10 protein-coding genes are annotated in these 13,829 nt (G+C 53.1%); 6 read left to right on the forward strand and 4 right to left on the reverse strand.

From position 1 onward, the window contains the following. Positions 1–84: 84 nt before the first annotated feature. The gene (locus B9Y58_RS12665) at positions 85–1,635 is read right to left on the reverse strand and encodes a glycoside hydrolase family 5 protein (RefSeq protein WP_073057748.1); all 1,551 of its coding nucleotides are present in this window, start codon (positions 1,633–1,635) and stop codon (positions 85–87) included. 143 nt (positions 1,636–1,778) lie between these two features. Beyond that, positions 1,779–4,649, reverse strand: coding sequence for a DNA polymerase I (gene polA, locus B9Y58_RS12670; protein ID WP_073057746.1), 2,871 nt, complete (start codon positions 4,647–4,649; stop codon positions 1,779–1,781). Between the two features lie 53 nt (positions 4,650–4,702). Here polA and B9Y58_RS12675 point away from each other — a divergent pair, with 53 nt between their 5' ends. Together B9Y58_RS12675 and B9Y58_RS12680 are read left to right on the forward strand one after the other, a co-directional pair. Next, positions 4,703–5,404 carry an SIMPL domain-containing protein gene (locus B9Y58_RS12675; protein WP_073057744.1) on the forward strand — a complete coding sequence of 234 codons (702 nt, stop codon included), beginning with the start codon at positions 4,703–4,705 and terminating at the stop codon, positions 5,402–5,404. Positions 5,405–5,457: 53 nt separating this feature from the next. After that, a complete protein-coding gene (locus B9Y58_RS12680) occupies positions 5,458–6,615 on the forward strand; it encodes an FprA family A-type flavoprotein (protein WP_073057742.1) in 1,158 nt (385 codons plus the stop codon). Between the two features lie 45 nt (positions 6,616–6,660). Here B9Y58_RS12680 and B9Y58_RS12685 read toward each other — a convergent pair whose 3' ends face one another. Beyond that, positions 6,661–8,307, reverse strand: coding sequence for an NAD(P)H-hydrate dehydratase (locus tag B9Y58_RS12685; protein WP_233247970.1), 1,647 nt, complete (start codon positions 8,305–8,307; stop codon positions 6,661–6,663). Then, complete coding sequence (locus B9Y58_RS12690) at positions 8,307–9,239, reverse strand: porin family protein (protein ID WP_073057740.1); 933 nt, start codon at positions 9,237–9,239, stop codon at positions 8,307–8,309. The genes B9Y58_RS12685 and B9Y58_RS12690 overlap by 1 nt, the downstream gene beginning before the upstream one ends. A gap of 208 nt (positions 9,240–9,447) precedes the next feature. Between B9Y58_RS12690 and B9Y58_RS12695 the strand changes: the two genes are divergently transcribed. The 4 genes from B9Y58_RS12695 to B9Y58_RS12710 all read left to right on the forward strand — a co-directional run bounded on the left by B9Y58_RS12695 (position 9,448) and on the right by B9Y58_RS12710 (position 13,811). Next, positions 9,448–10,884, forward strand: a complete 1,437-nt coding sequence (locus B9Y58_RS12695) for a carboxypeptidase regulatory-like domain-containing protein (protein WP_073057738.1) — start codon at positions 9,448–9,450, stop codon at positions 10,882–10,884. Positions 10,885–10,978: 94 nt separating this feature from the next. Then, positions 10,979–12,388, forward strand: coding sequence for an ATP-binding cassette domain-containing protein (locus B9Y58_RS12700; protein WP_073057736.1), 1,410 nt, complete (start codon positions 10,979–10,981; stop codon positions 12,386–12,388). 2 nt (positions 12,389–12,390) lie between these two features. Further along, a complete protein-coding gene (locus B9Y58_RS12705) occupies positions 12,391–13,515 on the forward strand; it encodes an Mrp/NBP35 family ATP-binding protein (protein WP_073057734.1) in 1,125 nt (374 codons plus the stop codon). Further along, positions 13,515–13,811, forward strand: coding sequence for a DUF971 domain-containing protein (locus tag B9Y58_RS12710; protein WP_073057732.1), 297 nt, complete (start codon positions 13,515–13,517; stop codon positions 13,809–13,811). The genes B9Y58_RS12705 and B9Y58_RS12710 overlap by 1 nt, the downstream gene beginning before the upstream one ends. Positions 13,812–13,829 lie beyond the last annotated feature (18 nt).

Genomic DNA, 13,829 nt, shown 5'->3' on the forward strand with positions numbered 1-13,829 from the left:
ACGTTATAGAATAATAATTGCCGATTTTACGAGAAAATCGGCAATTATGGTTTATGGAGAAGTTTCAACAAGGTGTAGAGTTTTTTATCTCACTCCAACGACCAACGTCTTGTTGGCGCTCTTGGCGAGGTACACGCCCTGGTGGAGACCGGCAAGCGAAAGTTCGAGGTGTCCGCTCTTTTTGGAGGAGGCCCGAATCAGGTTCCCTGTAGCGTCGAACAGGCGAATGGGCTTGTTGGAATAGAGCATGTTGCCGTGGCGAGTGAATTGCACCGTAGAATTCAGGCCAGCGATGATTGTTGTTGTGGGCTCGCTGGAACTGGAGGCGACTTCGCTTGAGCTAGATGCCGGTTCGTTGCTGCCGCCCGTGATAAAGTCTTCTACGTGGGTCACACCGGTGTTGTTGTAGTTGCCGAGGTTGTATACGCTGCGCATGGCGTTGATCACATCGACTTCGAGTACCTTGCCCATCGGAGAAGATTGACGGCGGATGTAGGCCATGTTGTCGTAGCCAGAATTGCTCTCGTTGCCCATGTCCCAAAGGATCGGCGTGAGCCCGTACTGCTTGGCGGCGCTCACCACGTCTTTGTGCCACTGCACGCGGCCTTGCTTGTGGAGGTTCAAGTCAGAGCCGTTCAATTCCGGGCTGCGAACGTTGGCGCCGAATTCGCCCACGATTACCGGATAACCTTTATCCACGTAATTCGTCTTCATTTTGGCAAACTGTTCCTGCGGATGTACGATGCTTCCGAGCTTGGAATCCACAGAGCCTGCCCAGGCGTTGTAGCCCGCGTTGCGCTTGGGTTCGCCGGCCTTGGTGTAGTCGCCATAGTAGTACTGCGGCTGAATCATTTCACCACCTGGAGCACCCCAATCCTGCGGACTCGTCATAAGCGTATATTGGTACGGGTCGTAGTAGTGCACCTCGAACATCAGGCGGCCTTCAACGTTGTCTTTCGGGAAGGTTGTCACCGGGGCGTTCGCGACGGACTTGTCGATGTCGGTGTTCAAACCCTGAATAATCAGAGTGCGGGTGGCATTATTGCCGCCTGTGGCGCGGACCGCATCAATGAAAGTCTGGTAGTAATGCATCAGCGTGGATACATGCTGCGATGTCCAAGTGTTAATGTTTGGGCCGGGTTCGTTGGCGCCTGCAAACATCAAGCGTTCATTGTAGTCCTTGAACTTGTTCGCAATCTGCGTCCAGTAAGTCTTCATCTTGTTGTCAATCGTCTGGTTGACGCTTGTACCGATGTTGCTCTGGAACCAGCCGCCTTCACCTTCGTGGTGGATGTTCAAAATCGTGTAGAGGCCAGCGCGCATGGCATAGTCGACTACAGTCTTTACGGAGTCGAGCCAAGTTTCGGTGACCTTGCCGCCGCTCGTGTGGCTGTCCCATGCGCAGGGAATTCGGACCGTGTTGAAACCAGCTGCCTTTACGGAGTCGAGCAATGCCTGAGTCGGGTAGGGATTGCCCCAGGCAGTGGGGTTGTTCGGTACTTCCATCGAGTTGCCGATGTTGAAACCCATGCCCATTTTGGCCTGGACTTCCTTGGCGGTGGGGAGCGTCGCTGCGGTCGCAGAAAGGGTTCCTGCGAGGGCAAAGAGGGCTGTTTTTGCAAAAATGTGCTTCATTTTCGGTCCTTTTTCAGATTACGCCCATAATTTATACCGAAAAATTTGAAACATATTGTATAATCAGCACACCCGTTCAAAAACTATTGAACGGCTTACAACGTACGAAAAGATTTGGTTACTTTGTGAGCATGAGCGGTCGCTTAATGCGCTTCTAGCCAGTTTTCGCCGAAGCCGACGCTCGCGACGAGCGGAACCTTGAGTTGCATGGCGCCTTCCATCTCGGATTTCACCATCTGGGCCATCGCTTCCACCTGGTCGCGGGGGCATTCGAACACGAGTTCGTCGTGCACCTGCAACATCATTTTGAGCGGGAGGTTCTCGGCGTTGATTCGCTTCTGGATGCGAATCATCGCAATCTTGATGAGGTCGGCGGCGGAGCCTTGGACGGGAGTATTCACGGCCATGCGCTCGGCCATCTGTGATTCCATGCGGTCGCTAGAGTCGATGCCTGCGATGTAGCGGCGGCGGCCCGAAAGCGTTTCTACATAACCGTCGCGGTGGGCGGCCGCCTTGGTATCTTCGATAAACTGCTGTACACCCTGGTACATCCCGAAGTAACCGTCGATAAAATCCCTTGCCTGCGACATCGGAATTTTCAGGTCGCGGCTCAAGCGGAAGGCGGTCATGCCGTAGAGCACGCCGAAATTCACGACTTTTGCATCGCGTCTCATGTCGCTCGTGACGGCGTCTAGATCCACCCCGTAAATCGCGGCGGCGGTGCGGGCGTGAATATCGATACCTTCCTTGTAGCTTTCGATGAGCGCTGCATCGCCACTCAGGTGCGCGAGCATTCTGAGTTCAATTTGCGAGTAGTCTACGGCGAGAATGACGTTATCCTTGCTCTGTGGCACGAATGCGGCGCGGATTTTTTTGCCGAGGTCGCTACGAACGGGGATGTTCTGCAGGTTTGGATCGCGGCTCGAAAGGCGGCCCGTCGCAGTACCCCACTGGATAAAACTCGTGTGAATGCGCTTGGTATCCGGATTCACCAGCGTCGGGAGCACCGAGATGTAGGTGCTCTGCATCTTCTTGAGTTCGCGGTATTCGATGACGGCGAAAACAATCGGATGCGGAGCCTTGTAGCTGAGCTCTTCGAGAACCACGGCATCGGTACTGCGCTTCTTTATTTCGGGGAGTCCGAGCGTGTCAAAAAGCACATCGCCCAGCTGCTTGGGCGAGCCAATGTTGAACTCGACACCGGCCATGTCGCAGATTTCTTTTTCCAGATTCTCGATGCGGCGGCCCAGTTCCTGCTCCAGCGTCTTGAGGGCCGGAACATCAATCGCCACTCCCACGGATTCCATCTGGTACAATACCTTCAGGAGGGGCATCTCCTGCGCGAAGAAGTACTTCACGTAGTCAAGTTTTTCGAGTTCCTGCTTGAGCGGTTTCCAAAGGCGGAGCGTGTAGACTGCATCTTCGGCGCCGTATTCGGTGGCTTCCTTGATGGGCGTGCGGTTGAACGTAATCTGGTTCTTGCCGCGACCGATGAGATTCTCGATGGGAATCATCTCGTGCTGCAGACGCTGCATCACCTGGTTGTCGAGCCCGAGGCCAGATTGCCCCGGCGAAAGCATCCAGGCGGCAATCAGCGTGTCAATTAAATTCGCGTTGTCGATAACGGATTGCGGAATCTTGAAGGCGCGGGCGAGAACGTGCAGGTCGAATTTTGCGTTATGGAAAATGAATGCTCGTTTTGAAGCCGCGCCCTCGGCGCCATCATTTTCAGCGACAGGTGCATTGTCGGCGAAAAATTCGCAGAACCATGCCTTGACTTTGTTCAAGTCGAAATTGCCTTTCGGTCCTGTCGGCAGCGGGAATCCGATTTCGTCGGAATGTCCAAGCGGAATGTAGTAACCCTTGTTTACTTTGCCGTCGTTGTCAGCTGCGGCTAGGCAAAGTCCCACCAGGTTGCACTGCATCGGGTCAAGGCCGTCGGTTTCGGTATCCACGCCAATAAGCGACGATGCGGCAAATTCCGCCTTCATCTGCTCAAAGATTTCGTCGGTATCAACGCAAATGTACGGCGGCGGAACATCGACTGCAAAATCTGCGCGTTCCACTTCTGCGTCCGTTGAATTATCGACGCCCTCCGCGCCATCAGAACCTTCCCGCACGAATCCCGCCTTACTCGGAACTTTCTCCAGCAAGCGCAGCAGGCTGTTGATTTCGTGGTCCTTGAACATCTGCGCCAAGGTATCCACATGCAGACCGTTATATTCAAGCGCATCTAAATTTCCGCTAAAGGCGCGCTTGGTCTGGAGCGTCACTAGTTCGCGGCTGAGGAAAGCCTTTTCGCGGTTGTTCGCCAAATTGTCGTGCAAACCCTTCTTGGTAATCTTGTCGAGGTTCGCGTACAGGTTGTCCATGTCGCCGTAATCGTTCAGCAACTGGATGGCGGTTTTCGGGCCTACCTTCGGAACGCCTGGAACGTTGTCGCTTGCGTCACCCATGAGCGCCAGGTAGTCGCGGATTTTTTCCGGTGGGAGCCCGTATTTTTCGAGCACCTGTTCCGGACCGAAGTCAATGCCGTCGGCACCCTTCGTCAGGTGGAAAAGGTGAATCTTGTCGCTTACAATCTGCGACATGTCCTTGTCTTTGCTCAAAATCACCACGTGGTCAAAGCCCGCTTCCACGGCAGCCATGGCGGTACTTGCCATTACGTCGTCCGCCTCGTAACCCGGTTCCGACAAGAGTGGGATTCCGCTGGCTTCAAGGCTTTCACCTAGGAGCGGCATCTGCGCCGCCATCTCTTCGGGCATGGGACCGCGATTGGCCTTGTAGTCGGGGTAAAGTTCGTGCCTGAAAGTTTTGGTGTGCGCGACATCGCGTGCAATCGCAAAATGCGTCGGCTTATGCTTCGCCAGAATGCGGAGTACGGCACCCCAGTAGCCGTGCATCATCGAAACCTCTTCGCCCTGGCTGTTTTTTAGCGGGTTTTGCGAATAGGCGTAAAACATGCGGAACGCAAGTGCGTAGGAGTCGAGCAAAAGTAGAGTCTTTTCAGGCATGCTTTGAATGTAGAAAATTTGTATATTGGATTTATGTAAATAAGGAGTTGAATATGCAATCAAGAGTTAAAGAGGCTCTCATTCTGGCGCTCGCCATTTTGTGCCTGGGTGCATTTTTCTATCGCACGCAAATTGATGTCAAGGAACGTGACCGCGTGGTGTTCGTGCGCGGCCTTGCCGAACGCGAAGTACCGGCTGATTTCGTGATTTGGCCGATTGTTTACAAAGAAGTGGGCAACGACCTTGCGGAACTTTCTGCAACGCTACAGTCCAAGTCGCAGATTCTAGAAAAGTTCCTGCTCGAAAATGGAATCAAAAAAGAAAACATTACTTACTCGACCCCGGCCATTGTCGATGCCGACGGCGAACTCTACAGCGGTGGCAAACATAATTATCGCTACGTGGCAACCGTGGTTGCAACTGTTGCGACAAATGATGTCGCCCTTGTCCGCAAGACCATGGAAAAGCAGGGCGAACTCCTGAAACATGGAATTGCCTTTAGCGGTAGCGATTACCAGTACCGCACCGTCTATAGCTTTAATGGTCTCAACGAAATCAAGCCCGCCATGATTGACGAGGCGACAAAGAATGCACGCTCCGCTGCTGAAAAATTCGCGAAGGATTCCGACAGCAAGCTTGGCAAAATCAAGACGGCAACGCAGGGCGTGTTCTCTATCGAAGACCGCGACGAAAATACGCCGTACATCAAGAAGGTGCGCGTCGTGACGAACGTGCAGTATTTCTTGGAAGATTAGGAACATCCGTTCGATAAATTTTTAAATTCTCAGCGAAAATATGAGGAGTCTATATGAAGAACTTTAGCGAAAATATCAAGTACATCGGTGTCGATGACCGCGATTTGGATTTGTTCGAAGGCCAGTACGTGGTGCCCGAGGGCATGGCGTACAATTCGTACGTGATTGTGGACGAAAAGATTGCCGTGACCGATACGGTGGATGCCCACAAGGTGAATGAATGGCTTGCCAATCTGGAGACGGCTCTCGCTGGGCGCAAACCGGATTACCTGGTAATTCACCACCTGGAACCGGACCATGCCGGTGGCATTGCTGATTTTGTGGCGAAGTACCCGGAGGCGACGCTCGTGGCGTCTGCGAAGGCTTTCGCGCTCTTGCCGCAGTTCATGGCTCTCCCTGAATCGGTCAAGAAGCTGGCCGTGAAGGAAGGCGATACGCTTTCGCTCGGTGCGCACACCTTGCAGTTTATCGGAGCTCCGATGGTGCACTGGCCCGAAGTGCTGTTCAGCTACGAACAGAGCGAAAAGGTACTGTTCGCGGCCGATGCGTTCGGCAAGTTCGGCGTGTACGATGCCGACCCGGATGACTGGGCCTGCGAAGCCCGCCGTTACTACTTCAACATCGTGGGCAAGTATGGCAACCAGGTGCAGGCGGTTCTCAAGAAGGCTGCCGCGCTCGATATCAAGACGATTTGCCCGTTGCATGGCCCGGTGCTCACCGAAAATCTGGGCTACTACATCGACAAGTACAACACCTGGAGCAGCTACGCTCCCGAAGACAAGGGCGTGCTCGTGGCCTACGCTTCGATTTACGGCGGAACCAAGAAGGCCGCGGAATTGCTCGGCGAAAAGCTCAAGGCCGCCGGTGTCGAAAAAGTCGTGGTTTCTGACCTTGCCCGCAGCGACATGGCTGAAGTCATCGAAGACGCCTTCCGCTACGATCGCATGGTGGTGGCCGCTCCTACTTATGACGCGGGCCTTTTCCCGGTGATGGAAGATTTCTTGAATCACTTGAAGGCAAAGAACTACTCTAACCGCAAGGTGGGCGTTGTCGAGAATGGCACGTGGGCCCCGATGGCCGCCAAGAAGATGACTGAAATCCTCGCCACGCTCAAGAACGTGACGCTTGCCGAAACGGTCGTGACGGTGAAGTCCACGCTCAGCGCCGAATCCGAAGCGGCGATGGACAAATTGGTTTCTGAACTACTTTAGTAGAAAAGGAGATGCCGCATCAAGTGCGGCATGACATTAGTAGCCTTAGCAGCCGAATGCTGCGGGCAACATTTCAATGACGTCAGTTGGGAGCATGCCAAATGCTCCCATTTTTTCGCGCGTGAGTCGGCCTGCTTTCTGGTGCAGGAGTACGCCGAGAACAGCTGCTTCTGCGGTCGGTAAACCTTGTGCGAGCAATGCGGTGATAATGCCGGTAAGCACGTCACCTGCGCCACCCTTGGCAAGGCCCGAATTGCGGGCCGGAATCACGTACACGCGTCCGTCGGGAATCGCCACGTAAGTGGGGCATCCCTTCAGCACAATTGTAATCTTGAACTGCGTCGCAAATTGCTGCAAGTATTCCGGATAGAAACTTTCGTTTGAGGGCAATGGGCCGAAGTTCCTTTCCCATTCGCGCTTGTGCGGCGTGATAATCGCATTCGCGGGGCCGCCTTCCATGCAGAAGAATGCCGAGCCGCAAGCGTTAATGGCGTCGGCATCGACAACTACGGGGATCGTGAGTCCGGTCAAGAACATGCGAACGGCGTCTTGCGTTTCGGTGTCGGTTCCAAGCCCAGGGCCAATGGCGATTGCATTTTGATGCGTTGCGATCTCTTGCAACTGCATCAAGTGCATAATCGAAAGTTTGTCGGTGGTTCTGTCGCCGATTCCGAAGAATACAGGTTCATCAAGCTTCGATTGCAATGCAGGGAGCAATGCCTTCGGAGTCGCGGTCGTGACAAGGCCTGCGCCGCTGCGGAGGCATGCCTTGGTACAAAGGGCGGCGGCACCGGTCATATTGCCGGAACCAGCAATCACCATGGCCGTTCCTTGGCTTCGCTTGTCGCCAAATTCATCGCGGTCGGGGAGCAGTGCCGGAATCATTTTTTCGGTGGCGAAATAAATTCCGGAATTGACTCGGTCAATGAGTTCGTCGGGATATTCTAGGGGCTCAACCGTAACGTTTCCGAAAACGCGAGCGCCTTCGTTCGTGTAGGCGTCCAGTCGGGGCAAACCGAAAACCATTGTTTCTTTAGCTTCGATGCAGGTGAAGCCGCTGTGGTGGTTCGCGGAATCGAATCCGGTAGGAGCATCGGCTGCAAGTACGGGGATGTCCCAGCCGCTAATGGCAATGACCGCCCTTGCAAATGCCGGACGCAGTTCGCCTGAGGCTCCGTTGCCGAGCATGCAGTCCACAATTAATGTATGGTGCACGCTTTCAGGCAGTTGCTCGCCGATGTAGACAAGCTTTCCGCCGTTGTTTGCAAAGTCTTCGTAGGCGAAGCCCGCTTCGTCCTTAAAGGTTTCAGGCTTGGCGAGAGAGTATACGGTGCAAGGAATTCCGTTCACGATCAGCAAACTTGCCAAAACCAGGCCGTCGCCGCCGTTATTGCCACCGCCAACAAAAATGGCAACGGATTTTCCTTCTCTATCTTTTCCGAGAATTTCACAGACTCGGTTGTACAGGGCTTGCCCGGCCTTTTTCATAAGGGCGTAGCCCGCGTCAATAGCGGTCATGAATTCGTCAGGATTGACTTCAAAAGAGTCAATGTCGGCTTGAGACTCGCCAAAATGCTGAAATACGGGGCTTGAAACCTTGCTGCGCTTGGTGTCGTTGTCTAAAAAGCGCATGGCCTCTGCCGAGACCATAGGCGGGCAGATTTTATAGGGTAAACTCGCGAGAGTTTTCATTACAGGAACCAGTAGCTAATACCGACTTTGAACTTCATCATTCTTGCGCCAGACATGTCAACCAAGGAGAAGTCGCCTTCTGCAATGTCCATGTCGTCCAGGGTCTTCACGTCCGGATAAAGTTCCGTGATGCCCATGTAGTAACGCAGGTCAAAGAAGAGTCCCTGGACAATGTTGATACCAAGGCCGGCTGCAATGCCAAAGCCAAAGGATGCCTGTTCAATTTTTTCGGTACTAGCGAAGGTCAGGTTGAGAACGGAGTTCTCGACCGGTTCAATGTCGGCTTCGCTGCTCAAACTGAAGTTGAGCTGCGGTCCGGCGGTGACATAAAATCTGTCTGCAACCACACCGCGCATGAGCAAGGGGATTTCCATGTCGATGCTCTTGTATTCGCGCTTATGCTTCAGGTATTCATGTTCGGTGCTGATATAGGCGAAGTTGACTTCGGGGGCGAAATAGAGGTTCGGGATCATCTGAATGCGGAACATGACGCCTGCTTCAAAACCGATGCCCGACGGAATACCACTAATATCGCTGTCGTTGTCTAGGTCATCCTTAAAGCCGTACATTCTGCCGTAATCGAAGGCGGTCCTCAAACCGAAACCGAAAAAGGGCGTGTCGTCACGCGGAGCGGCTTCTTGTGCGTTCTCGTCATTCTGGGTGCTTTCCTGAGCGGGTTCCTGAGCGCTGGCCTGGGTGACAGGGGCGGCAACCGGTTTGCTGGGAGCGGGTTCTTCTGCAACGCTGGGCTGTTCTTCTTCTTCTGCAGGTTCTGCAGCCTGTTGTTGTTCATCGGCTTGAACTTCGGCCTGTTCTTGTTCGGTGTACTGTTCTTCGGTCTGATTTGCATAATCAGAATCGAAGTCGTCTTGTGCGAATGCGGCAGATGCCACCAACATGGTGCTTGCGATGAGCGTCCAAATTTTATTCATATTCTCTCCAAACTAAATGTTTTCTTTGCAACAAAATAGTATAATTCGCGCCTTTCCTTGTGGGCGAATAGGGAAAAAGACTGAAAATTGACGTTCTTGTAAAGATTTAAAAACGTTCTTTGGATTTATTGTCCAAGGGAATGCTGAATCTTGTTGAAACATTGACTTTTTTTGAATTTATTTTCAATATACAACATAGGAGCATGTTATGAAAAAGAGTGTTTGGGAACCTCTTGCTCTCGCCTGCGCATTTGCGGTGGCGGCAAACGCGTTTACGCTTTCGGGCAAGGTAAGTGATGAACAGGGTGCAGCCGTTAGTGGAGCCTCTGTTTTACTCGTCAAAAATAACCTTTCGACAACCACCGATAGTAAAGGTGAGTTCAGTTTTCATAAGGACTTAGCCGGAGTGGGCGTTATGGAACGGATTCTGCCGGGCTATATTAGCGTCAATAACGGTGTGCTGTCTTTCTCGCAGCGTTCTAGCGAACCTGTCCAGGTCCAAATTTTTGATATGATGGGCAACCGCTTGCTGAACGAAACCCTTTATGGTTCCGGAAGCCTCGACTTGCAGGCTTGCGTCAAGGCTCAAGGTGCATATTACGCCCGAGTGAAAATCGGATCGGCTCAGCGTGACATTCGTTTCACTTCTAAAGGGAACTACAGTTCTTCTTTTGGTGAAAAGTCTGCAAGCGTTGATCGCGCTCTCAAGCGACTGACGACGAACGAAACCCTCAAGGTGATTGCCGACGGATTCGACACCCTTGCGGTGCTTTTGAACAATTTAGATACCAACGTTTCGCTTACGATGAAAAAGCCGAAGGCAGAACCGCAGTATGCTTACGGTTGGGGCTTAAAGAATGATCCGGTGCCTACGCGCGGCTGCGGCAAGACCTGGAATCGCGTCAAGTCCGGCAGCTACGAATTCCAGTGGAGCAAGGGCAAGCGCACCATCCGTATCGACATTCCTGACAATTACGACAACAAGAAACCGTACAAGCTCATATTCGGCATGCACTGCATGGGCGGCTGGGCCGGTGGTGTGCAGCAAGAAGGCTACTATGGTTTGAAACCGCTTGATACCCAGAAGACGGCAATCTTTGTCGCACCTGAAGGTAACGGAAACCAGGCCCCGTGGGGACAAGACGATTACCTGCTCTTCGATGAACTTTTGGCCGATTTACAGAGCAATCTTTGCATCGACTCTAGCCGCGTGTTCTCTACAGGCTTTAGCTACGGCTCCATGTTCAGCAACGGTCTCTCTTGGAACCACCAGGATGTGCTCCGCGCTGTAGCCGTGTATGAAACTGCCGAACGTAACATCTGGCTCCCGCAGCGTCAGAATAAGGGCGTGGGTTGGATGGGTGTGCTCGGCCTGCAGGACAACCTTTGCACTCCGCAGATGGGTCGCGCCGCTCGCGATATCATCTTGACGCTCAACTCCGAAGGCGGCAAGGCCAAGAATGAAAAGGCTCAGGAATATGGCGGCAGTGGTCCGCACGTCTGCTACGATTACACGACAGTTGAAGAACGTTTCCCGGTTCGCTGGTGTACGCAGAACGGCGGCCACATCTGGGACCACAAGGATCCCGGCCAGCAAAAGTCCTGGGTTCCGCAGGCCACTTGGGATTTCTTCAGCAAATTCTAGAGTTTCCTATAACACATCCAAAAAATCCCCTACTGCAAAGCGGCAGGGGATTTTTCTTTTTTATAAAGTGACCATATTTTCTAAATTTGGGCGCATGGAATTCAAACGTTTTGAGGCTCTGATTGAAATGTTCCCGCAGGTGCAGATTTTCAGCACCGAGGGCGAAGATCTTGACAGAGTCATTACCCATTTTTTGAACCAGCAGAAAAACGTCTCCACGATGTCGGAGGCTATGCAGCGTAAAATCCAGCATGCACTTGCGCCGTTCTTTCAGCAGCGTTTTATTAGCCTGCATGACGAAGAGGCCCCGCTGGTGCGCCACCTGCTTTTGAAAAAGAAATTCTTTTTGCAGACGGACCGCTATATCGACGATATGGCATGGCCGGAGACCGACCCCGACAAGCTGGAAGAAGCGTTAAAGATTGCCGACTTGTCCGACGAAGTTTTGGACCGCAAACTTTTGAGCCTTTCGAACGGTGAACTGCGCCGCGTGTTGCTTGCGCGCATGTGGATGGAAAAGCCCGAGTGGGTTTACTTCAATGATTTGTTTGGCGGGCTTGACCCGGAGTACCGTGCGCATTTGGCGGGCTCTGTTGTGGAACTTTGCAAACGCCCGGGCCTGAACGTGACAGTGCGCCTCGCCCGCGAAGACGAACTGCTCCCTGAAATTCCGGCGTTCGTGTATGCGAACAAGACGTTCACGCAGTACGCGGGCGAACTCCCGAGTGCCGCAGCGAAGCCCAAGTACACGAAGGCCGAGCTGAAGGACTACGAGATTATTTCGCTCAAACCTCAAAGCGAGCTTGCGAGCGACCCCATTGCTCAAACCTCTTCTGAAATCCTTTTCGAACTCAAGAACGTGAATGTCCGTTTTGGCGAAACCGATGTGCTCAAGAATCTGAACTGGACTGTTCGCAAGGGGGAACACTGGGCGGTGATGGGCGAGAACGGCGCCGGCAAGAGTACGCTTTTGGGGATGCTTACGGCGGACCACCCGCAGATTTACAACAACGATATTACTCTATTGGGCGAACGTCCGGGGCATGGCCTGAATATTTGGGACCACAAGGCAAAACTCGGGTTCTTTTCGCCGGAACTGGCGCTCCAGTATCGCGAAGACCTTAGCTTGTCCGAAGTCCTATGCACGGGTTTTACAGCAAACCTTTGCAAGGCCGACAATACCACTTGGGAAGAACGCGCGAAAGCGAAGGAATGGCTGAACTACTTGGGCTTTGAAGATGTGAACGTCCGCTACCGTGACTTGTCGCCCATCGACAAGCGCGTGGTGCTCATGGCGCGTGCGGCAATCCGCCCGCCCAAGGTGCTTTTGCTCGATGAGCCGACTCAGGGCCTCAAGGGAGAGTACCGCGAAAAGATTTTTAACTTGTTGCAGTTGCTTTCGAAAGAAACGACGATTATCTTGGTGAGCCATTACGAAGAGGAATGGCCTCCTTGCATGACGCACCTGCTCCGCATGCCTAAATTCTCGATGGAGAAGTCTTAATTATGCAGTTGAATGAACAGACTATTATGACGGCTCTGCAGGCGGTCCAAGACCCTGATCTGCACAAGAATATCGTTGAACTGAACTTTGTCCAGAATCTAAAGATCGATGGCGACAAGGTGAGCTTTGATCTTAGGCTTACGACGCCGGCATGCCCGATTCGCGACAAGTTCAAGGACCAGTGCATTATGATTGTCAAGTCGCTTGGCGCAAGCGAAGTGAACGTGACGTTTACGGCGCAAGGTCGCGTAGAAAGCTCCAATACGGCAGTACAGGCTCCGAAAGTTTCGTACATCGGCGATGTCGCTCATGTGGTGGCGGTTGCAAGCGGCAAGGGTGGCGTGGGCAAGTCCACCGTAACGTCAAACCTCGCCATGGCCCTCAGCCTTTCCGGCGCTCGTGTGGGAATCTTGGATGCCGACATTTACGGCCCGAGTATGGGACTCATGTTCGGCATCGACAAGGCTCCCGAAGTTTTTGATGACAATACGATTGCTCCGGTCGAGGCGAAGGGCGGCATCAGCATCGTCAGTATGTGCATGTTCGCCGATAGCGACAAGGCGACCATCTGGCGTGGCCCGATGGTATCGCAGATGATTCAGCATTTTATCCATCATGTGCGTTGGGGCAAGCTCGACTACCTGCTGGTAGACTTTCCTCCTGGAACGGGCGACATTCAGCTGACCCTTACGCAGAATTGCCCGATGGCCGGTGCCGTCGTGGTGACGACACCGCAAGAGGTTGCTCTAGCCGACTGCCGCAAGGGTCTTGCCATGTTCGATTCCGTGGGCGTTCCGGTGGTGGGCGTCATCGAGAACATGAGCTACTTTATTTGTGATGAATGCGGCAAACACCATCATATCTTCCGCGAAGGCGGTGGTGAACGCATCGCTCAAAAGTGGGGAGTCCCCCTGATTGCAAAGGTTCCGCTTGAACCTGCAGTCGCGGGCTGCGGTGACGAAGGTACGCCGGCCGTGCTCCGTTACCCGAACTCCGAATCGGCCAAGGTCTTCATGCAGGCCGCCGATGCGACCGTCCGCACGCTTTCGATGTTTGCATCCGAAGGTGACGGCGTACTCAAGACGTTCAACTACGATTTCGAACAACTTCCGGTGGAGGCTCTCTAATGATTCAACCTAAGAAAGTTTTTAGAACTGCCGACGGAAAGCTGGGCTTTGAATGGAATGACGGTAGCCGCGGCGCATGCGCCATTCGTGACTTGAGGCTTGCATGCCCGTGCGCATTGTGTGTCGATGAACATACAGGCGAAAAACTCCTGGATGATTCTACGGTACCGGCCGATATTACGCTTGTTAAAGTTCAGTCGATAGGCCGCTACGCCGCAGGCCTTACCTTTAGCGATGGCCACAATTCGGGAATTTACCCTTACGAAAAGTTATATAACTTGACGAAAACAAAGTAAAAAGACATATTTGGATAG

This window comes from Fibrobacter sp. UWB15, from assembly GCF_900177705.1.
Lineage (GTDB): Bacteria > Fibrobacterota > Fibrobacteria > Fibrobacterales > Fibrobacteraceae > Fibrobacter.